The organism is Cryobacterium sp. PAMC25264 (assembly GCF_019443325.1).
In the GTDB taxonomy this organism is placed as follows: Bacteria; Actinomycetota; Actinomycetes; order Actinomycetales; family Microbacteriaceae; genus Cryobacterium.
Genome location: NZ_CP080383.1, coordinates 1,805,051 through 1,825,095, shown reverse-complemented (window position 1 = coordinate 1,825,095; position 20,045 = coordinate 1,805,051). Strand labels below are relative to the sequence as shown.

The window sequence follows — 20,045 nt, the reverse complement described above, 5'->3', positions numbered from 1 at the left end:
ACTATGGCTGAATTCATTTACTCGATGGTGCGCGCGCGCAAAGCCATTGGAGACAAGCTCATTCTCGACGACGTCACGATGTCGTTCTTCCCCGGAGCCAAGATCGGCGTGGTGGGCCCCAACGGTGCCGGTAAGTCCACGATCCTGAAGATCATGGCCGGGCTCGACACCCCCAGCAACGGCGAAGCCCGGCTCTCGCCCGGCTACTCCGTCGGCATCCTGATGCAGGAACCGGAGCTCGATGAGAGCAAGACGGTTCTGGAGAACGTGCAGGAGGGCGTAGGCCCGATCAAGGCGAAGGTAGACAGGTTCAACGAGATCAGCGCCGCCCTGGCCGAACCCGACGCGGACTTTGACACGCTCCTCGAAGAGATGGGCACCCTGCAGGAAGAGATCGACGCCGCCGACGCGTGGGACCTCGACTCCCAGCTCGACCAGGCGATGGACGCCCTGCGCACCCCGCCGGGCGACTACTCGGTGGCCGACCTCTCCGGTGGTGAAAAGCGTCGTGTGGCGCTCTGCAAGCTGCTGCTGCAGAAGCCCGACCTGCTGCTCCTGGACGAACCCACTAACCACCTCGACGCCGAGAGCGTGCTCTGGCTCGAGCAGCACCTCGCCAAGTACCCCGGCGCCGTGCTCGCCGTCACCCACGACCGGTACTTCCTCGACCACGTGGCCGAGTGGATCGCCGAGATCGACCGCGGACACTTGTACCCGTACGAGGGCAACTACTCGACCTACCTCGAGAAGAAGCAGGAGCGCCTGCAGGTGCAGGGCAAGAAGGACGCCAAGCTCTCCAAGCGCCTCGCCGAGGAACTCGAATGGGTGCGCTCCAACGCCAAGGGCCGCCAGGCCAAGTCGAAGGCCCGTCTGGCCCGGTACGAGGAAATGGTCAACGAGGCCGAGCGCGGACGCAAGCTCGACTTCGAAGACATCCAGATCCCCGTGGGCCCGCGCCTGGGAGCCCAGGTCATCGACGCCAAGAAGCTCAAGAAGGGCTTCGGCGACCGCGTGCTGGTCGAGGACCTCTCGTTCACCCTGCCGCGCAACGGCATCGTCGGCGTGATCGGCCCGAACGGTGTCGGTAAGACGACCCTGTTCAAGACGATCGTGGGCCTCGAACCACTGGATGCCGGTGAGCTCAAGATCGGCGACACCGTCGACATCTCCTACGTCGACCAGAGCCGCGGCGGCATCGACCCGAACAAGTCGCTCTGGGAGGTCGTCTCCGACGGCCAGGACTACATCCAGGTCGGCAAGACCGAGGTACCGTCGCGCGCCTACGTGTCGACCTTCGGATTCAAGGGCCCCGACCAGCAGAAGAAGGCCGGTGTGCTCTCCGGTGGTGAGCGCAACCGCCTGAACCTGGCGCTCACGCTCAAACAGGGCGGCAACCTGTTGCTGCTCGACGAACCGACTAACGACCTGGACGTCGAAACGCTCGGCTCACTCGAGAACGCGCTTCTGGAGTTCCCCGGTTGTGCCGTGGTCATCACCCACGACCGGTGGTTCCTCGACCGCATCGCCACGCACATCCTCTCGTATGAGGGCACGGCGGAGGACCCGGGCAACTGGTACTGGTTCGAGGGCAACTTCGAGTCGTACGAGCAGAACAAGATCGAGCGGCTCGGCCCGGACGCGGCCAAGCCGCACCGGTCCGCGTACCGCAAGCTGACGCGCGACTAGGAGACCCATGCGGCTGCACGTTCCCATCCGACTGCGCTGGTCGGACCTCGACGCGTACGCCCATGTCAACAACGCCGAGATGCTGCGCCTCCTCGAGGAGGCGCGCATCGAGGCGTTCTGGTCGAACGACGAGCCGGGGACCGACCCGGCCGGGTCAGTCCCGGCCGGGTCGGTTGCCGGCGGGTCTGAGCCCGCCGTGAGCGCGTCAGCCGATGCGCTACGCGCATCCGTCCCCGCTCTGGCGGGCACCGGGCAGAGCACCGCGGTACTCGACGGACGCCCCGGCGCGGCCACGCTCACGCTGATCGCGCGCCTGGAGATCGAGTACCTGGCCCCGATCCCGTACCTGCGTGCCCCGATCGACGTTCAGTTGTGGATCGGCAAGCTCGGCGGCGCGAGCCTCGACGTGTGTTACGAGGTGCGCGGCCCGGTCGGTCAGGAACCCCAGCGGCTCTACGCCCGCGCCACCACCACGATAGTTCTGGTGGATGCGGCATCGGGACGTCCCCGCAAGATCAACGCGGTGGAGCGGGCAGCCTGGACCCCCTACCTCGAGTTCCCGGTCGACTTCACCCGCAAGTGACCCTTCCGCGAACTGTGAGATAAGCCCCAGAAACCTCGGGTTTTCGGGGCTTAACTCACAGTTCGCGGGCTAGCCGGCCATGACTTTGTCACCGTTCAGGGTGACCTTCACCGGTGGCAGGGGCTCGGTGGCTGGGCCTGTGAGCACCGCTCCGGTGGCCGTGTCGAAGAGGGAGCCGTGACAGGGGCACGCGAGGCCCTCCTGCTGGGGCTGGACGGGGCAACCCTTGTGGGTGCAGATGGCGCTGAACGCCACGACGGTCCCCTCGGTGGGCTGGGAGACGATGATCTGCGACCCGTTCAGCATCACGGCTTGTGCGCCGCCGACCGGTATGTCCGTGAGCGTGGCGACCTCTGTGGGTGTGGCAGTGCCGGCATCCGGGGACCCTGAGGCGGGGTTCGTGGCGTCCGGGGCGCAGGCCGCGAGGGCAAGGGCAGATCCCGCTCCTCCCGCAACGAGAAGGGTGCGGCGGGTGAGGTTGATGGCCGGGCTCATGATTCTCCTCGGTTCAGACGGACACGAAGACGAGGTTAGTCGCGGGGCTTGGGAACCCGCACCATGCCCTCCTGGGCGACCGTCGCGAGCAGCAGGCCCTCGCGGCTGTAGATGCTGCCGGTGGACAGGCCGCGGCCGCCCTGGGCGGAGGGGGAGTCCTGCACATACAGCATCCACTCGTCGACCCGGCCGAAGCGGTGCCACCACATGGCATGGTCGAGGCTGGCCACCTTGAGTCCTGGCGTCGCCCAGGCCAGCCCGTGGCGCCGCATCACGGGTTCCATGATCGAGTAGTCGCTCACGTAGGCCAGGGCGGCACGGTGCAGGTCGGGATCGTCGGGGATGGGCTCGAAGGTCTTCATCCAGATCATCTGTTTGCTGGTGTGCTCGCCGTCGACCGTCAGGTAGATCGAGGAGGGCACGTGCCGCATGTCGAATGGTCGTTCGTTGGCCCAGTGCCGGGCGAAATCATGGTCGATGTGACCGAGGGTGTCGGCGGTGGTGGGCAGCGATTCCGGGTCGGGCAGATCCGTGGGCATGTCCAGGTGATGTTCCAGACCCTCGTCGTCGTCCTGGAACGAGGCGATCATCGACAGGATCGGGACGCCGTTCTGGTACGCCTGGGTGCGGCGGGTGGAGAACGACCGGCCGTCGTGGATGCGGTCGACTGAGAACGTGATCGGGTGGTTGACATCGCCCGGGCGCAGGAAATATCCGTGCATCGAATGCACGTGACGCTCGTCCGGCACGGTGCGCATGGCGGCCACGAGGGACTGCGCGAGCACCTGCCCTCCGAAGACCCGGCCCTGGGGCATCCACTGGGACGGACCGGTGAAAATGTCCTCGCTGGTGCGGGCGCCGGTGTCGGTCAGGTCGAGAGCGGCCAGAAGGCCCTCCAGTGGTGCGTGCATACTGCCTCCTCGTTCACGGTCGGGTCCGGAGACGCCGACGTACCTTGGTAGTTTAGACAGCAGATGAGCCAGTCATTTTCCCTCTCAGATTCCCTATCCCTCGGCGACCTCCAGGTCTACCTTTCGCGCGCCAGCAGGGTGGAGGACGGTTCGGTGCGTCTGGTGTCCGCCGCCGGCGTCCTGGCCGTGTACACCGCGATCCTGTACCCCCGTGGCTTGCTCGACACGAGCCCCACGGTGTTGGGCCTGCGTACCTTCGCCCTGACCGAGCCGGTGGAGCTGGACGTCGTCGTTCCGGTGCGGTCGCTCCTCGACCGCCTGGTGCGCCTCGAGACCGCCGTCACCGATGTGGATGCCCCGGTCACCGTGACCGTGCCGTTGCAGGTGTCCTCGGTGACCTGGGCCGGCATCACGCCGCCCCGCGGGGGTTGGAAGTCGCAGGGCAGCGCATCCGCCGCCGTTCTGGAGGACGCCGCCCGGGAGGGCATCGCCGAGGTCGCAGCCGCCATCCCGACGGGTACCGGCGAACAGCTCGTGCAACGGGTGCGCTCAGAGGTCTGGGGCCGGCCCATCGAGGCGCTCGATTTTGTTCCCACCGGCGCCGGGTTCGCCGCGGTGAGCCTCGGTTTCCTGTCGGCGGATGAGCCGGTGCAGCTGTTCGGGACGGGTCCCTGGACCCGGCTGAGCACCACCCGCGGCCACATCCTGGTGCGGCGCAAGCCCTGGAGCCTGCGCGCCTAACACCCCGCCCATCCCGCGAACTGTGACTTAAGCCCCGGAATTCGGCGGTTTGTGGGGCAAAGCTCACAGTTCGCGGGGGAGGAGCAGCGGGGCTAGAGGGCGGCGGCGACCGCGCGGCCGGCCGTGCGGCCGGAGAAGAGGCAGCCACCGAGGAACGTTCCCTCGAGAGAACGGTAGCCGTGCACTCCGCCGCCGCCGAAACCGGATGCCTCGCCCGCGGCATAGAGGCCGGGCACGGGTTGTCCGTCCGCCGACAACGCCCGGGCCGAGAGGTCCGTTTCGATGCCACCGAGGCTCTTGCGGGTGAGCAGATGCAGTTTCACGGCGATCAGCGGCCCGTTCGAGCGGTCGAGCAGCTTGTGCGGGCTCGCCACCCGGATGAGCCGGTCGCCACGGTAATGCCGCGCCTGCCGGATCGCATTGATCTGGGCATCCTTGCCGAAGTCGTTGTCGAGGGCCCGGTCACGGGCCAGCACCTCGCGCTCCACCCGGGCCGCGTCGATGCGCACCTCGGGGGAGAGTTTCTGCATGCCGGCGATCAGGTCGTGCAGGGTGTCGGCCACGACGAAGTCCTCACCCTTGCTCTTGAATGCCTCGACGGGCCCGGGTGCGCCTGGTGCGACCCGTTTGGCGAGCAGCCGGAGGTCCTTGCCGGTGAGGTCCGGATTCTGCTCGCTGCCGGAGAGCGCGAATTCCTTCTCGATGATCTTCTGGGTGAGGATGAACCAGCTGTGCTGGTACCCGGTCGTCATGAGGTGTTCGAGGGTGCCGAGGGTGTCAAAGCCGGGGAACAGGGGAGCGGGCAGGCGTTTTCCCGTCGCGTCGAGCCACAGTGACGATGGGCCGGGCAGGATGCGGATGCCGTGCCGGGCCCAGACCGGGTCCCAGTTGACGATGCCCTCGGTGTAATGCCACATACGGTCGCCGTTGATCAGCCGGGCGCCGGCGGTCTCGCTGATGGCAAGCATCCGCCCGTCGACGTGGGCCGGAACCCCGGAGAGCAGGTCGGTGGGGGCAGTGCCGAGCCGGGCCGGCCACTGGGCTCGCACCAGGTCGTGGTTGCCGCCGATGCCGCCGCTGGTGACGATGACGGCCGACGCCCGCAGTTCGAATTCGCCGATCACGTTGCGGTTGCTGGCTTCTCCGCGCGCCGCGGTGCTGGGGGCGAGAAGGCTGCCGCGCACGCCGACGACGGTTCCGGTGCCGCCCGCGTCAGCGCCGTCGACGAGGAGCTCGTCGACCTGGTGCCGGTGCAGGGCGGTGACCAGGCCCGCTCGCACACCGTCGCGCACCCGGGCGATGAACGGCTCGAGGATCGCCGGACCGGTGCCCCAGACGATGTGGAACCGGGGCACGGAATTGCCGTGTTGCAGGGCCGTGTAGCCGCCGCGCTCGGCCCAACCGACGACGGGGAAGAACGAGACGCCGCGTTCTCGCAGCCAGGCCCGCTTCTCTCCGGCCGCGAAGTTGAGGTAGGCCTCGGCCCATCGGGTGGGCCAGTAGTCCTCGGTTCGGTCGAACCCGGCGCTGGCAAACCAATCCTGCCGGGCAAGCTCGAGGGAGTCCTTGACCCCCATTCGACGTTGCTCGGGCGAGTCCACCAGGAACAGTCCGCCGAACGACCACCAGGCCTGCCCGCCCAGGGAGGCGGCGGGTTCCTGGTCGACGAGCAGCACCCGTTTGCCGGCATCCACGAGTTCGGCGGTGGCGACCAATCCCGCAAGGCCCGCCCCCACCACGATGACGTCAGCGGATGCGGCACCCTGCGCAGGCAGGCCGGGGCGAGAGGGGCTCATGATGACTCCGTTGTCAGCGAGGGACCGCGGGGATGAGCCGCAGCAGGGGTGTGGATCGTACCTTAGTCGTCGAAAGTGTTGACCATAGCGTGCGCCGCGCGCTCGAGGTAGTCCCAGAGTGTGGCGCGCTGCAGCGGCGGCAGGTCGCAGGAGTCGACGGCGGCCTTCATATGCAGCAGCCAGCGGTCCCGGGCATCCGGATTGACCTTGAACGGCTGGTGCCGCTGCCGGAGCCGGGGGTGGCCGCGCTGTTCGCTGTAGGTGCCGGGGCCGCCCCAGTACTGCTCCAGGAAGCCGGTGAGGCGCTCGGCGGCCGGGCCGAGGTCTTCCTCCGGATACATGGGCTTGAGCACCGGGTCACCGGCCACACCGCGGTAGAACTCGGTGACGAGCGTCTCGAAGAACGGCCGCCCGCCGACCTCCCGGTAGAACGACGGACCGAGCGATTCACCGTTCTCACCCGCGCGCAGGTGAACGCCGGAGGGCCCGGTCGCCGGGATCAACACCGGCCCCTGGGTGGTGGATGTGGCGGCGCCGGCCGGTTCGGTGGGTCGCGGGTCAGTCATCGGTGTCTCCATCGCGTGCTGTGGGCTGGTCGGGGCGCGCCTGGTCGGGCTTGTCGATCGGCCGGGTGCGGGGTTTGGCCTGCTTGGCGGCCGGCTTCGTGGTCGGGGCGGGATCCGGTGCGGTGTGCAGTTCGGCGGTCGGGTCGGTGGGGGCGTCCGAGAACGCGGGGGAGCCATCCTGAATCGGCAGGTGCACGGTGCGGGGTGCCCGCGGTGCCTGATTGCGGGCGATGGACGGCATGCGGGTGGGACGGCCGGCCGCGCCCGGAGCGGCCGGGGACTGCGTGCTCGTGTCGCCGGCGGCCGAGGGCTGGCCAGTCGACGCTCCGGGTGTCTTCGTCGCGCGCGGAGCGGCCGGGCGTTCCGGGGCCGGGGCCGGGGCCGGAACCTTCGCGTTCGCTGCCCCGAGGGCCTCGGCAGCCTTCTGAGCCCGGGTCTTGCGGGGAGCCTTCTTCGCCGGCGGGGCGATAACCGGCAGCGGGGTGGTGCGCGGCGGGCGGGCGCCCTGCACACTCGCGGCCCCCTCGAAGCCCGTGAGGACGATGCTGGAGAGCGACGGCAGCTGCACACCCATGGCGTCGAGCGCTTTCTTGAGCCGGAGTCGTAGCTCGCGGGCGACATCGTCCTTGGCCGTGGTCCGGGTCTTGATCACGATCCGGATGACGATGGCCTCATCCGAGATGGACTCGAGCCCCCAGATCTCGGGCTTCTCGATCACGCGGGAGCGCCACTTCGAGCTGGTTGCCATCTCCACGGCCACGCGGAGCATCTCTGACTGCACGGCATCGACGTCCGTCTTGTACGGCACGGCGAGGTCGATGATCACCCGCGCCCAGCCGTGCGACATGTTGCCGACCCGCAGGATCTCGCCGTTGCGCACGAACCAGAGGGTGCCGTTGACGTCGCGCACCTGCGTGATGCGGATGCCGACGGCTTCCACGACCCCGGTGGCGGGGCCGAGGTCGACGACGTCGCCCACTCCGAGCTGGTCTTCCATCACCATGAAGAGGCCGTTGAGCACGTCCTTGACGATGTTCTGGGCGCCGAAACCGAGGCCGGCGCCGAGAGCCGCTGTGAGAAGTGCAAAGGAGGTGAGGATGTTCTCATCGATCACGGTCACGATGAGCAGAATGGCGATCACCGCGACCAGTACGTTGACGATGTTGGTGAGGACGGAACCGAGGGTCCGTGTCCGCTGCACCGTGCGCACTGCAGCGACAGGAGAGACGTTGAGTGACTGAGTGTCTTCGACGTTCTGAGTCCGCTTGACTCCGGAAACAATCTGCGTCACCACCCGACGGATGGCGACAAGCATCACCCAGCGTGCGAGGAATGCGAACAGGACGATGAAAGCAATCCTGATGATCTTCCATTCTTCGAGGATCGTGTTGGTTGTTGTCCAGAATGAGTCCCATGTCATAGCCGACCAAGTCTATCGAGCGGCCACCGAGTGCTCCCTGAAGGCGCGACGACAATGGCGCCGCACCAGTCCCTGAGGACTCGTGCGGCGCCATCCGGTGCGCTGCGGGATTACTCCTTGTCGCGCGCCTGAACGCGCAGGGAACGCTCCACTCCGGCGAGGTTCTCCACCACGAGACGGCGAAGGGCGGCCGGCTCAGGGTTGGCGTCGAGCCAGGCGCGGGTTGCATCCACCAGTGCCTGGTTCGACAGCGGCGACGGGTAGAGGCCCGTGATGAGCTTCTCGGCGATGGAGTAGCTCCGCTCGGCCCAGACCGTCTGCAGGACGTCGAAGTACTGGGCGACGAACGGCTCGAGCAGGCTCGTGTCGTGGGCGCGCAGGAACCCGGCGGCGGTGACCCGCACGATGGTGTTCGGTGCGGTGTCCACGTCGATGAGCGACGACCAGGCCGCCTGCTTCGCGTCCAGAGTGGGGATCGCGGCACGGGCATTCGCGGCCGACTGGGCGCCGGTGGCGGTGTTGTCCGCGGCCAGGGCGGCGGCGATCTCGGTCTCCCCGGCTTCTCCGCCGGCCACCAGGGCGGCGAGCAGCTCCCAGCTCAGGTCAGTGTCGATGGTCAGGCCGGGCAGGGCGAAGGAACCCGTGCGGAGGCCCGCGATCGCGGCCAGCTGGGCCGGCGTCTCGGCGACGGAGGCGAAGAACTTGACGAACTGGAACTGCGCGTCGCTGCCGGCTTCCGCGCCCTGGGCCAGGGTCCAGAGAGCGTCGCCGACGGCGGTGACGGTGGCGTCCTGGTGCTCGGGGGCCACGTAGTACTGTGCGGCGAGCGACACCTGGCCGAGCACGGTGCGCAGCGTCGTCGACTCTGTTTCGGTGGCGATGTTGCCCAGCACCAGACGCACGAAGTCGCGCGGCGAGGTTTCCGCGTCGCGGGTCGCGTCCCAGACCGAACCCCAGACCAGCGAGCGGGCCAGGGGCTTTCGATCGCGGCGAGGTGCTCGAGGGCCACGGCGTGCGAGGCCGGGTCGAGCCGGACCTTGGCGTAGGCGAGGTCGTCGTCGTTGAGCAGGATCAGGCCGGCGCGGGTGAGGCCGACGAGCTCCGGGACATCCGTCTGCACGCCGTCGACGTCGAGCTCGACGCGGTGGGTGCGGACAAGGGCGCCCTCGACGAGGTCGTAAAACCCGATCGCGAGGCGGTGCGGGCGGATGGTGGGGTAGTCCTCGGTGGCGCTCTGCAGCACGGCGAACGCGGTGATGACTCCGGCCTCGTCGACCTCGATCTCGGGGCGAAGTGTGTTGACGCCGGCGGTCTCGAGCCACAGCGCGGCCCAGCCGGAGAGGTCTCGGCCGCTGGCGGCCTCGAGCTCCACGAGCAGGTCGGTGAGCTCGGTGTTGCCCCAAGCGTGCTTCTTGAAATAGGAGGCGACACCGGTGAAGAAAGCGTCGATGCCCACCCAGGCCACGAGCTGCTTGAGCACCGATCCGCCCTTGGCGTAGGTGATGCCGTCGAAGTTCACCTGCACGTCTTCGAGGTCGGTGATGGTGGCCACGACGGGGTGCGTCGAGGGCAGCTGGTCCTGGCGGTACGCCCAGCTCTTCTCCATCGCGGCGAAGGTGGTCCACGCCTCGGTCCATTCGGTGGCCTCAGCGGTGGCGATGGTCGACGCCCACTCGGCGAACGACTCGTTCAGCCACAGGTCGTTCCACCACTTCATGGTGACCAGGTCGCCGAACCACATGTGGGCCAGCTCGTGCAGGATCGTGACGACCCGGCGTTCCTTGATGGCGTCGGTGACCTTGGAACGGAAGACGTAGGTCTCGGTGAAGGTGACCGCGCCGGCGTTCTCCATCGCGCCGGCGTTGAACTCCGGCACGAACATCTGGTCGTACTTGTCGAACGGGTAGGGGAAGTCGAACTTCTCTTCGTAATAGGCGAAGCCCTGACGGGTCTTCTCGAAGATGTAATCGGCATCCAGGTACTCGAATAGGCTCTTGCGGCTGAACAGGCCCAGCGGGATGATGCGTCCGTCGCTGGAGGTGAGCTCGCTGCGCACAACGGCGTAGGGGCCCGCCACGAGCGCGGTGATGTAGCTGGAGATGGTGTGGGTGGGCTCGAACGCCCAGGTCTTGTTGCCGTTGCCGGCATCCGTGGGTTCGGGGGTGGCGGAGTTGGAGATGACCTCCCAGGTGCCGGGCGCGGTGACCGTGAAGCTGAACGTGGCCTTGAGGTCGGGCTGTTCGAAGACCGCGAAGACCCGGCGGGAGTCGGGCACCTCGAACTGGCTGTACAGGTACACCTCGTTGTCGACGGGGTCGACGAAACGGTGAAGTCCCTCGCCGGTGTTCGTGTAGGCAGCGTCGGCGACGACGGTGAGTACGTTCTCGGCCGCGAGGCCATCGAGCTGAATCCGGATGCCGTCGCTGACGACGGCCGGATCGAGCTCGGCACCGTTGAGGGTGACGCTGTGCACGCTTTCGGTGATCGCATCGATGAAGGTCGAGCTGCCGGCCACCGCGCTGAAGGCGACGGTGGTGGTGCTGGCGAAGGTCGTCGGACCCGTCGTCAGGTCAAGTGTGACGTCGTAGCTGGTCACGCTGACGAGCGCCTTGCGCTCCTGGGCTTCGATCCTGGTGAGGTTTTCTCCGGGCAACGGTATTCTCCATCTTCGTTTCGCGGCGCTTCTGGCGCTGTCGCGTAGAGAATAAGCCTAGCCATGATCCGATCAGCCGACCGGACGCAGCGTCGCGGCCGGGCGGTCGACCGTGAAGTTAGGCCGTGAAGCTAGGCCATGGCGTCAGGCCGTGGCGTCAGGCCGTGGCGTCAGAGTGCGGGAACCGGGGCCCGGTCGGCGCCGGCACGGATCGGCCAGGCACCGTCGATGACGATGAGGTCGTCACCCTTGGACTTGCGGAGGTACGACTGGAAGCTCTCGGCCTGTTCGAGGGCCCAGCCGACCTGTCGGGTGTGCAGGGCGTGCAGATCGGTCTCGTCGGTCTTGGCCAACAGTGCCCAGGCCACGCGTCCGGTGGCCACAGCATCCGCCTCGGCGTCGTGCGCGCCCTCGAGCAGCACCCCGTAGAACTCGGCGGTCACCACGAGGGTGCGCTTGCCCTTGCGGTATCGGTCGATGGCCTTGTCGATGACGTAGGGGTCGATGACCGGCCCGAAGTCCACGATCGGTTCGAGCCCGTAGCGACGGGCCTCCGCATTGAGCATGGACAGGTCGAAACTCGCGTTGTAGGCCACGATCGGGCGGCCCCCCGCAATGCTGCGGCGGAGCACCGCGAGCATCTCGGCGATGGCAGTGGCCGGGTCGACCCCGTCGCGCTGGGCGACCTCGTCGGTGATGCCGTGGATGGCTGAGGCTGAATCGGGGATGGGGATACCGGGGTTGAGCAGCCAGCTGTAGGAGCCGTTCACGGTGCCGTCGCGCATGACCCGGCCGATGAAGCACGTGACGATGCGATCCTCGTCGGTGTTGACCCCGGTCGTCTCCAGGTCGAAGACACAGAGCGAGGGGATCTCGGCGATCATGGTGGGCCCGATTGATGTCTGCACGCTCCAGACACTAACGGTGCCCTCCGACACTGCCCGTGAGGCGCCCGGGAGTGCCGTGCATCCGGCGCGCGAGCTGTGAGTAAAGCCCCGGAAATCCGGGATCTCCGGGGCTTAGCTCACAGTTCGCGGGGACGGGGCGCGGGCTACCAGGTACCGGGCTTGTAGTCCTTGAGGAAGACACCGTGGATGTCTTCACCGGCTTCGCCGCGCACGATGGGGTCGTAGACGCGGGCTGCGCCGTCGACCAGGTCGAGCGGGGCATGGAAGCCCTCCTCGGCCAGGCGGATCTTGGTGGGATGCGGGCGCTCGTCGGTGATCCACCCGGTGTCGACGCTCGTCATCAGGATGCCGTCGGAGAGCATCTCCTTGGCGCTCGTGCGGGTGAGCATGTTCAGCGCGGCCTTGGCCATGTTGGTGTGCGGGTGACCGGGGCCCTTGTAACCGCGCCCGAAGACGCCCTCCATGGCCGACACGTTGACGATGTAGGTGCGACGGGCAGCGGATGCCGCCATCGAGGCGCGCAGACGGCTCACCAACAGGAACGGTGCCGTCGTGTTGCACAGCTGCACCTCGAGCATCTCAAGCGGGTCCACGTCTTCGACGTTGGCCGTCCAGCTGTTCTCCTCGTGCAGGTCGGGCACCAGTCCGCCGGCGTCGATCGCGGTGCCGGCGGCGAGCCGGGCCAGCGAGGAGGAGCCGGGGGCCAGGGCCAGCGCCGTGAGGTCGTCGGCGGTGAGTGCCCCGCCGGTCGCGGCAGCGGCGAGGATCGGGTGGCTGGCCACGGAGGCGGCAAGGGCGGTGGGGTGGGCGTCGTTGGTGTGCCCGAACGAGACGATCTCGGGCAGGTCGCCGTCGGGCAGCGGGGACGACTCGGCCTCCACCAGCGGGGAGTAGGAGCCGGGGGAGCGGCGCACGGTCTGGGCGGCGTTGTTGATCAGGATATCCAGCGGACCCTGCGCGGCCACGGAGTCGGCCAGGCCGATCACCTGGGCCGGGTCGCGGAGGTCGATCCCCACCACGCGCAGGCGGTGCAGCCAGTCCTGGGAGTCCGGCATGGCGCTGAACCGGCGCACGGCGTCGCGGGGGAACCGGGTCGTGATGGTGGTGTGCGCCCCGTCGCGCAGCAACCGCAGTGCGATGTACATGCCGATCTTGGCGCGGCCGCCGGTGAGAAGCGCCCGCTTGCCGGTGAGGTCGGTGCGTGCGTCGCGTTTGCTGTGGCTCATAAGGGCGCAGCTCGGGCAGAGCTGGTGGTAGAACGCGTCGACGAGGGTGTATTTCTGCTTACAGATGTAACAGGCCCGCGGCACCAGCAGCTCGCCGGCACTGGGGCGGTCGGTGCCCAGGCGCAGTTGAGCGCCAATGGTCTCGTCGTCAATCCGGGTGGGGGCGCCCGTGGCGGTCGCTGCGATTACCTCGCGGTCGGCGTCGGCGATCAGCTGGCGCTTCTCGTGCCGGCGCACGGTCTTCACCGACTTGAACATCTTGGCGGTGGCCTGGCGCACGATGACGAAGTCGGGGTCATCCGGGTCGATGGTCGAAAGCGACGCGAGCACGCGCAGCGCCACCTCGAGGTCCTGCGGGTCGATGGCCGGGACGGGGGATGCGGCGGCCTGGCCTGGTCCGGTCTCAGAAGCGGATGCGGCGGCCACGGCTGGTGCGGCGGGATCAGCGGGTGCGCTCTGCGGGTGTTGCTCGGTGGTCATCAGAGAATTCTACGACGGCGCATCCGCCGGTGGTTTCAGAAACAGGCCACACGTGGGTCGAGCCTGTCGAGACCCCCGGACATGCCTTGCGGCGCGGGGGTTTCGACAGGCTCGACCAGCGGTGCGGCTCGGTGCCGGAAGGTTAGACCTTGGCCGGCTCTGCGTCGGGCTCTGCGGTCTTGAGCGCGCTCAGGTCCATCGACGATGTCGGCGGCTCGAACGTGGCATCGAAGGGCATCTCGTCGTGGTCGAGCAGCGGATTCTCGAACTGGCCGTCAACGAGTTCCTGGGCCTCTTCAGCCGATTCCACGCTCGGCATGGAGCCGGGCAGCGGGCGGTTCGCGGATTCCTTGAGCCAGAAGATGCTGATTCCTCCGATGAACGAGGTTGCCATCAGGTAGTACGCCGGCATCATGTCGTTGCCGGTGCCCACGATGAGCGCGTCGATGATGAACGGCGCCGTGCCTCCGAAAATCGCGACCGCGAAGTTGTAGGCGATACCCATTGCGCCATAGCGGCTCGCCGTGGGGAACAGGGCCGGCAGTGCCGAGGCGAGGTTGGCGACGTAGAACGTCACGGGCATGGCGATCAGGGCCAGACCCAGGAGTGTCGTCCAGATCGAGCCGGCGCCGATGAGCAGGAACGCGGGGATCGACAGCACCACGGCGCTGATCGAGCCCATCCACAGCACCGGGCGGCGGCCGATCTTGTCGGAGAGGCGACCGGTGAGCGGGATGCAGCACGCCATGATGACGAGGATCGGGATGGTCAGCAGGGTTCCATGCACGGGGTCGTACCCCATGGTGGTGGTGAGGTAGGTGGGCATGTACGAGGTGAGGGCGTAACCGACGGTGTTCGCAGCGGCCACGAGGATCATCGCGAGCACGATGCCGCGCCAGTAGTTCTTGAAGATGGCGACCGGACCCTTGGGGATGCTGTCATCCTCGGCGGTGTTCGGGTCCTTCAGGGCTGCTTCCTGCGCGTCCAGGCTGGCCTGGAACGCAGGAGATTCCTCGATCTTCATTCGGAAGTAGATCGCGATGAGGCCCAGCGGGCCGGCGATGAGGAACGGCAGACGCCAGCCCCACTCCTCCATTGCGGCCTGGCCGAGGGTGACCTGCAGGATCGACACCAGTGCCGCACCGATGGCGAAACCGAGGTAACTGCCCATGTCCAGGAAGCTGGCGAGGAAGCCGCGCTTCTTGTCCGGGGCGTGCTCGCTGACGAAGGTGGTGGCACCGGCGTACTCACCACCGGTGGAGAAGCCCTGCACAAGCTTGGTCAACACCAGCAGCACTGCGGCCCAGATGCCGAGTTGCGCGTAGCCGGGCAGGATACCGACCACGAAAGTGGAGGCGGCCATGATCATCAGGGTCATGGCGAGCACCTTCTGACGGCCGACCTTGTCGCCGAGCCAACCGAAGAACACGCCGCCGAGCGGGCGGGCGATGAACGTGGCAGCGAAGGTGCCGAGCAGGAACAGGGTCTGCACGGTCGGGTCGGCCTCTGGAAGGAAGACCGGGCCCATGGTCGTGATGAGGTAGCCGAAGACACCGACGTCGTACCATTCCATGGTGTTTCCGACGATGGTGCCGCCCAGGGCCTTCTTCAGAACGGGACGGTCGACGACGTTGACGTCGGACACTTTCAATCGCCGACGAAGCAGCGGCTTCTTGATCTTCTTCACGGCGCGATCAGCGCCATCAATAGAGTTTGACATGAGTCACTTTCTGACTGTAGAGATGCCTCTTGTGGAGGTCATGACATGACTCTTGCGCAGACATGACGAGCCTCGCGTGGAGGTCGTGAGATGCCTCAGATGGAGGTCATGTGCCCCGGATGCGGAGCCGCCCCTCAGTGGGCATAAGAGACAATTTTAGCGCAATTTGCCGCAGAATCAGGCATTTTGATTTCGATAGCGGGTCTGGACAGGGCTTTAGCCCACTTCGAAGATGCCCCGTTTGGGGGAATTCCGCGGCCTTCGCCTCGCTTAGGCTGGGGAGATGAGCGACTCTGTGACCTTCTGGTTTGACCCCTCGTGCCCCTGGGCCTGGATGACCTCCCGCTGGGTCGACGAGGTGGCTCGTCTGCGCGGGTTCGAGGTGAGCTGGAAGGTCATGAGCTTGGCCGTGCTCAACGAGAACAATGACGTCAGCGACGAGTACCGCGCCTTCTTCCCCCGGGCACTCAAATACACCCGCCTGGTGCAGGCCGCACAGGAACTGCACGGCCAGGAAACCGTCAAGGCCCTGTACGACGCTCTGGGCACCCGCATCCACCACGAAGAGAATTCGGATGCCGCATCCGTGATCCCCGCGGCCCTCGCCGAGGTGGGACTGCCGGCCGACTTCGCCCGGTACGCCGAGAGCGACGAGTTCGACGTGCAGATGCGCGCGAGCCACTTCGATGGCATCAACCGGGTGGGCCAGGATGTGGGCACCCCGGTGATCGCCGTGAACGACGTGGCCTTCTTCGGCCCGGTCATCTCTCCTGCGCCCATGGGCGATGCTGCCCTCGCCCTCTGGGACGGCGTCGTGGCTGTGGCCGCGTACGACGGCTTCTTCGAGATCAAGCGCAGCCGCACCCGCGAACCGATCTTCGCCCCCGCGGTCACCGTCGCCGCAGACTAGCGCCGGTGCAGCCCGGGCGGAGCGCCGCCCGGGCTCGACAAAATAGACTGCTGAGCATGCGCATCCATATCGCCACCGACCATGCCGGACTCGACTTCAGCACGCACCTGCTCAGCCACCTGGGCGACGCCGGCCACGAGGTCATCGACCACGGACCGACGAGGTACGACCCGCTCGACGACTACCCGGCGTTCTGCATCAGCGCCGCCGCTGCCGTGGTCGCCGACCAGGCCGCTGGCGTCGAGGCCCTCGGTGTGGTGTTCGGCGGGTCAGGCAATGGCGAGCAGATCGCGGCGAACAAGGTGCGCGGTGCGCGGGCCGCTCTGGTCTGGAACCAGGCGACGGCCACCCTCGCCCGCGAGCACAACAACGCCAACGTGATCGCGATCGGCGCCCGCCAGCACCCCATCGACGATGTCATCTTGTTCATCGACACCTTCGTGGCCACGCCGTTCCCCGGCGAGGAGCGCCACCAGCGCCGCATCGACCAGTTGGCCGAGTACGAGCTCACCGGCCGCATCGCCGGTACCGTGCTCGACCGCTGAGGGCCGAGCGGACGACCCATGAGCCGCACACCCGCAGAGCCACCGATCCAGCACAAGGAGCGTCGCCGTGCCAGAGGGACATTCGGTCCACCGCATCACCCGTCAGTTCGCGCGTAATTTTGTGGGCCGTCGAGTCTCACTGTCGAGCCCGCAGGGCCGGTTCGCCGCCGGGGCCGCGCAACTCGACGGCCATGTCATGACGGATGCCCGCGCGGTGGGCAAGCAGATGTTCCTGGAGTTCGACAACGGCCTGTGGCTACGCGTGCACCTGGGCATGTACGGCGCCTGGGACTTCGCGGGCGACATCATCATGGACGCCACCATCTTGTCGAGCAACGGTCGGATGGGGCAGACCAACCAGCGCGGCACCGAACTGAGCGCCGGGGTGGGCCCGGACCAGAGCGCCGACCCGGTACTGGACTCCGCCGGCGAGAACTCGCTGCACAGCATCGGCGCGCCGCGACGAACCCGCGTGCGCATGGCCGAGCAGGAACGTGAGATCGACCGGGTCGAGACCTTCCCGCCCGAACCGGTCGGGCAGGTGCGGGTGCGACTGCTCACCGACACCGTGTCGGCGGACCTGCGCGGGCCCACCGCGTGCGAGGTGCTCGACCCGGCCCAGGTGGACGCGGTGATGAACCGGCTCGGCCCCGACCCCCAGCTGGACGACACGCCAGAGGCCGAACAGCGGTTCGTCGACACCGTGCGCAAGAAGCCCACCCGGATCGGCCTCCTCCTGATGGACCAGTCCGTCGTCAGCGGCATCGGGAACGTCTACCGGGCCGAGCTGTTGTTCCGGGCCCGGATCAACCCGCACGCGCCGGGCAAGTCGCTCAGCGAGGAGAGCCTGCGCGCCCTCTGGCGGGACTGGGCGCACCTCTTGGCCATCGGCGTGGCCACCGGCCAGATGATGACCATGGACGACCTCGACGGTGACGCCTATGTGCTCGCGATGAAGAACCGGGCCGACCGGCACTGGGTCTACAAGCGCGAGGGCCTGCCCTGCCGGGTCTGCGGCACCCACATCACCCTCGAGGAGATGGGCGCTCGCAAGCTCTACTACTGTCCGTCCTGCCAGGCCTGACCTGCCACATCCGACGCCGACCCCACCTCGCAATCCAGGAGCCAGCCCGTGAGATCCAATCCCAGCTTCGCCCTCGACCACGTCGACGAGGTGCGGCGCCTGATCCAGGAGCACCCGTGGGTCACCCTCGTCAGCCACACCGACGCCGGCGAACTCGTGGCCTCGCACTATCCGGTCATCCTCGACCCGGCGGCGGCCGACGAAGAGATCGTGCTGCTCAGCCATGTGGGCCGTCCCGACGAGCAGCTGCACGAACTCGGCGCACATGAGCTGCTCGTGATCGTGCAGGGACCGCACGGCTATATCTCCCCGGGCTGGTACGACGCCCGCCCGGCCGTGCCCACCTGGAATTTCGTCACCGCGCACCTGCACGGCACCCCGGAGATCCTCTCGGACGCCGAGAACCTCGGTGTGCTTGCCGCCCTGGTCGACCATTTCGAAGACAGCATGCCCGAGCCGCGCCGCATGAACGGCACCGTCGAGAACGCTGACTACGCCGCGCGCATCGTCTCCGGCACGGTCGGGTTCCGCCTGCGGGTCACCCGGTTCACGGCCAAGGAGAAGATGAGCCAGAACAAGCCGGCCGAGACACTCGAGCGCATCATCACCGAACTCGACGGCGACGGCCCGTTCGCCAGCCCGGCCCTGGCCGACCGGATGCGCCGCGCCCGCGACCGCGCGACGGCCGAGCAGCGTTCACCGGAGCAGCGTTCACCGGAGCAGCGCGCATCCGAGGCCCGGTCCGCCGAATGAGCCTGATCCTCCGCAACGGCCGGCTGCCGGGCAACGACGACCTCGTCGATGTGCGCATCGACAATGGTCTCATCACCTCGATGGGCTACCTCGCTCGCTCCACCGATGCCGCCGCGACCCGCACCGTCGACCTCGCCGAACGGTGGATCATCCCCGGGCTCTGGGACAACCACGTGCACTTCAGCCAGTGGGCGCAGACCTCGAGGCGGCTGGACGTGTCCGAGGCGACCAGCGCCGCGGACGCCGCCCGGTTGGTGGCCGAGCGGCTCGCGGCGCTGGCGGTGCTGCCGACCGCGGGCGATCAGGACCGGCTCGTGGGCTTCGGCTTCCGGGACGGCCTCTGGCCGGATGCGCCCACCAGCGCGCTGCTCGACGCCGCGTCCGGTCCGGTACCGGTGGTCCTGGTCAGCGGCGACCTGCACAGCTGCTGGCTGAACTCGGCCGCTCTGGCCGTGTACGGCTTCATCGGCCACCAGACCGGTCTGTTGCGTGAAGACGACGCCTTCGCGGTCGAGCGCGCCATCGACAACGTGCCCGATGCCGACCTGGATGCCTGGGCCGACGAAGCCGCCCGGGCCGCTGCCGCTCGCGGTGTGGTGGGCATCGTCGACCTGGAGATGACCTGGAACCTCGACGTGTGGCGGCGTCGGATGGCCGCAGGGCAGGACCGGCTGCGTGTCGACTTTGGCCTGTACACCCATCATCTCGACGACGCGATCGAGCAGGGTCTCACCAGTGGGCAGGTCATCGAGGGCACCGGGGGACTCCTCACCGTGGGCCCGTACAAGGTGATCACCGACGGCTCGCTGAATACCCGCACGGCCTACTGTTTCGACGCGTATCCGGGGCTCACCGGAGAGCACGACCGCGGCATGCTCACGGTGCCCACCGATGAGCTCAGGACGCAGATGCGCCGGGCTCACGCCGCGGGCATCCGCCCGGCTGTGCACGCCATCGGCGACAGCGCCAACAGCCTCGCCCTCGACGCCTTCGAGGCCGTCGGCTGTACGGGCAGCATCGAACACGCCCAACTCCTCACAGAGGCCGATGTGGCCCGGTTCGCCCGGCTGGGTGTGACCGCCAGCGTGCAGCCCGAGCATGCCCTCGACGACCGTGACGTGGCCGACCGGTATTGGGCCGGACGCACTGATCGCGCGTTCCGGCTCGCCGACCTGCTGGCCGCTGGTGTCACCCTGGCGCTCGGCTCGGACGCGCCGGTTGCGCCCCTCGATCCGTGGTTGGCGATTGCGGCCGCGGTGGGGCGCACCCGCGGCGACCGTGCCGCCTGGCATCCCGACCAGGCGATCTCACGCCAGGCAGCGCTGGCGGCATCCGCCCGAGGCCGGCACACTCTCGCCGTCGGGCAGCCGGCCGACGTCGCGATCTGCGAGATCGACCCGTACGTCGCCTCGATTCACGACCTCCGCCGGATGCCCGTGGCCGCGACCCTCCTCGGCGGCCGGTTCACTCACACCACGCTCTAGCCCTCTCCGGGGCGCCCCGTGCGCTGGTCGAGCCTGTCGAGACCCCGTGACGTGCGTGTGTCGTGCCTGCGGGGGATAACCCCC

Annotated in this window: 17 protein-coding genes and 1 pseudogene; 8 read left to right on the top strand and 10 right to left on the bottom strand. The window is 67.9% G+C overall.

The features are described 5' to 3' along the window. The first annotated feature begins 3 nt into the window (after positions 1 to 3). A complete protein-coding gene (ettA, locus tag KY500_RS08360) occupies positions 4 to 1,686 on the top strand; it encodes an energy-dependent translational throttle protein EttA (protein WP_066596009.1) in 1,683 nt (560 codons plus the stop codon). Between the two features lie 7 nt (positions 1,687 to 1,693). Next, positions 1,694 to 2,269 carry a thioesterase family protein gene (locus tag KY500_RS08355; RefSeq protein ID WP_219903062.1) on the top strand — a complete coding sequence of 192 codons (576 nt, stop codon included), beginning with the start codon at positions 1,694 to 1,696 and terminating at the stop codon, positions 2,267 to 2,269. 69 nt (positions 2,270 to 2,338) lie between these two features. On the opposite strand, the gene KY500_RS08350 is transcribed toward KY500_RS08355, so the two are convergent. After that, positions 2,339 to 2,764: a ubiquinol-cytochrome c reductase iron-sulfur subunit gene (locus KY500_RS08350; protein WP_219903061.1), complete on the bottom strand. Its 426-nt coding sequence runs from the start codon at positions 2,762 to 2,764 to the stop codon at positions 2,339 to 2,341. 35 nt (positions 2,765 to 2,799) lie between these two features. Further along, complete coding sequence (locus tag KY500_RS08345; RefSeq protein WP_219903060.1) at positions 2,800 to 3,675, bottom strand: acyl-CoA thioesterase II; 876 nt, start codon at positions 3,673 to 3,675, stop codon at positions 2,800 to 2,802. Positions 3,676 to 3,738: 63 nt separating this feature from the next. Here KY500_RS08345 and KY500_RS08340 point away from each other — a divergent pair, with 63 nt between their 5' ends. Next, complete coding sequence (locus tag KY500_RS08340; RefSeq protein ID WP_219903059.1) at positions 3,739 to 4,416, top strand: hypothetical protein; 678 nt, start codon at positions 3,739 to 3,741, stop codon at positions 4,414 to 4,416. Between the two features lie 92 nt (positions 4,417 to 4,508). Here the strand turns inward: KY500_RS08340 and KY500_RS08335 are convergent, their stop codons facing one another. From KY500_RS08335 to KY500_RS08305, 8 genes and pseudogenes are all read right to left on the bottom strand, one after another. Beyond that, a complete protein-coding gene (locus tag KY500_RS08335; RefSeq protein ID WP_219903058.1) occupies positions 4,509 to 6,212 on the bottom strand; it encodes an FAD-binding dehydrogenase in 1,704 nt (567 codons plus the stop codon). 62 nt (positions 6,213 to 6,274) lie between these two features. Then, on the bottom strand, positions 6,275 to 6,778 hold the full coding sequence (locus KY500_RS08330) for a globin (RefSeq protein WP_219903057.1): 504 nt from the start codon (positions 6,776 to 6,778) through the stop codon (positions 6,275 to 6,277). Then, positions 6,771 to 8,198 (bottom strand): mechanosensitive ion channel family protein, encoded by a 1,428-nt coding sequence (locus KY500_RS08325; protein ID WP_219903056.1) that lies wholly within the window; start codon positions 8,196 to 8,198, stop codon positions 6,771 to 6,773. Before KY500_RS08325 ends, KY500_RS08330 begins: the two co-directional genes overlap by 8 nt. Positions 8,199 to 8,308: 110 nt before the next feature. Continuing rightward, positions 8,309 to 9,160, bottom strand: coding sequence for an ERAP1-like C-terminal domain-containing protein (locus KY500_RS19230; RefSeq protein ID WP_255579926.1), 852 nt, complete (start codon positions 9,158 to 9,160; stop codon positions 8,309 to 8,311). After that, positions 9,151 to 10,794 (bottom strand): annotated as a pseudogene (gene pepN, locus KY500_RS19225) (aminopeptidase N); the annotation flags it as partial. The pseudogene pepN and the gene KY500_RS19230, both read right to left, overlap by 10 nt. A gap of 227 nt (positions 10,795 to 11,021) precedes the next feature. Then, positions 11,022 to 11,759 (bottom strand): exonuclease domain-containing protein, encoded by a 738-nt coding sequence (locus tag KY500_RS08315; protein ID WP_255579880.1) that lies wholly within the window; start codon positions 11,757 to 11,759, stop codon positions 11,022 to 11,024. Positions 11,760 to 11,902: 143 nt separating this feature from the next. Next, positions 11,903 to 13,465, bottom strand: a complete 1,563-nt coding sequence (locus KY500_RS08310; RefSeq protein WP_219903055.1) for an SDR family NAD(P)-dependent oxidoreductase — start codon at positions 13,463 to 13,465, stop codon at positions 11,903 to 11,905. A 142-nt stretch (positions 13,466 to 13,607) separates the two neighbouring features. Beyond that, complete coding sequence (locus KY500_RS08305; RefSeq protein ID WP_219903054.1) at positions 13,608 to 15,185, bottom strand: MFS transporter; 1,578 nt, start codon at positions 15,183 to 15,185, stop codon at positions 13,608 to 13,610. 283 nt (positions 15,186 to 15,468) lie between these two features. On the opposite strand from KY500_RS08305, the gene KY500_RS08300 reads away from it, so the two are divergent. The 5 genes from KY500_RS08300 to KY500_RS08280 all read left to right on the top strand — a co-directional run bounded on the left by KY500_RS08300 (position 15,469) and on the right by KY500_RS08280 (position 19,961). Then, entirely contained in the window at positions 15,469 to 16,095 is a 627-nt protein-coding gene (locus tag KY500_RS08300) for a DsbA family protein (RefSeq protein WP_219903053.1), read from the top strand. Positions 16,096 to 16,151: 56 nt separating this feature from the next. Further along, positions 16,152 to 16,640, top strand: a complete 489-nt coding sequence (locus KY500_RS08295; RefSeq protein WP_219903052.1) for a ribose-5-phosphate isomerase — start codon at positions 16,152 to 16,154, stop codon at positions 16,638 to 16,640. A gap of 67 nt (positions 16,641 to 16,707) precedes the next feature. Continuing rightward, complete coding sequence (locus tag KY500_RS08290) at positions 16,708 to 17,724, top strand: Fpg/Nei family DNA glycosylase (protein ID WP_219903051.1); 1,017 nt, start codon at positions 16,708 to 16,710, stop codon at positions 17,722 to 17,724. A 48-nt stretch (positions 17,725 to 17,772) separates the two neighbouring features. Beyond that, positions 17,773 to 18,477, top strand: a complete 705-nt coding sequence (locus KY500_RS08285; protein WP_219903050.1) for an FMN-binding negative transcriptional regulator — start codon at positions 17,773 to 17,775, stop codon at positions 18,475 to 18,477. Then, a complete protein-coding gene (locus tag KY500_RS08280; RefSeq protein ID WP_219903049.1) occupies positions 18,474 to 19,961 on the top strand; it encodes an amidohydrolase in 1,488 nt (495 codons plus the stop codon). Before KY500_RS08285 ends, KY500_RS08280 begins: the two co-directional genes overlap by 4 nt. Positions 19,962 to 20,045: the final 84 nt, after the last annotated feature.

What these genes read in the sequence shown, in the direction of transcription:
- KY500_RS08305 (WP_219903054.1), bottom strand. Translation starts at nt 15,185, where the DNA reads ATGTCAAACTCTATTGATGGCGCTGATCGCGCCGTGAAGAAGATCAAG.
- ettA (WP_066596009.1), top strand. Translation starts at nt 4, where the DNA reads ATGGCTGAATTCATTTACTCGATGGTGCGCGCGCGCAAAGCCATTGGA.
- KY500_RS08295 (WP_219903052.1), top strand. Translation starts at nt 16,152, where the DNA reads ATGCGCATCCATATCGCCACCGACCATGCCGGACTCGACTTCAGCACG.
- KY500_RS08330 (WP_219903057.1), bottom strand. Translation starts at nt 6,778, where the DNA reads ATGACTGACCCGCGACCCACCGAACCGGCCGGCGCCGCCACATCCACC.
- KY500_RS08345 (WP_219903060.1), bottom strand. Translation starts at nt 3,675, where the DNA reads ATGCACGCACCACTGGAGGGCCTTCTGGCCGCTCTCGACCTGACCGAC.
- KY500_RS08350 (WP_219903061.1), bottom strand. Translation starts at nt 2,764, where the DNA reads ATGAGCCCGGCCATCAACCTCACCCGCCGCACCCTTCTCGTTGCGGGA.
- KY500_RS08340 (WP_219903059.1), top strand. Translation starts at nt 3,739, where the DNA reads ATGAGCCAGTCATTTTCCCTCTCAGATTCCCTATCCCTCGGCGACCTC.
- KY500_RS08325 (WP_219903056.1), bottom strand. Translation starts at nt 8,198, where the DNA reads ATGACATGGGACTCATTCTGGACAACAACCAACACGATCCTCGAAGAA.
- KY500_RS08280 (WP_219903049.1), top strand. Translation starts at nt 18,474, where the DNA reads ATGAGCCTGATCCTCCGCAACGGCCGGCTGCCGGGCAACGACGACCTC.
- KY500_RS08300 (WP_219903053.1), top strand. Translation starts at nt 15,469, where the DNA reads ATGAGCGACTCTGTGACCTTCTGGTTTGACCCCTCGTGCCCCTGGGCC.
- KY500_RS08310 (WP_219903055.1), bottom strand. Translation starts at nt 13,465, where the DNA reads ATGACCACCGAGCAACACCCGCAGAGCGCACCCGCTGATCCCGCCGCA.
- KY500_RS08335 (WP_219903058.1), bottom strand. Translation starts at nt 6,212, where the DNA reads ATGAGCCCCTCTCGCCCCGGCCTGCCTGCGCAGGGTGCCGCATCCGCT.
- KY500_RS08355 (WP_219903062.1), top strand. Translation starts at nt 1,694, where the DNA reads ATGCGGCTGCACGTTCCCATCCGACTGCGCTGGTCGGACCTCGACGCG.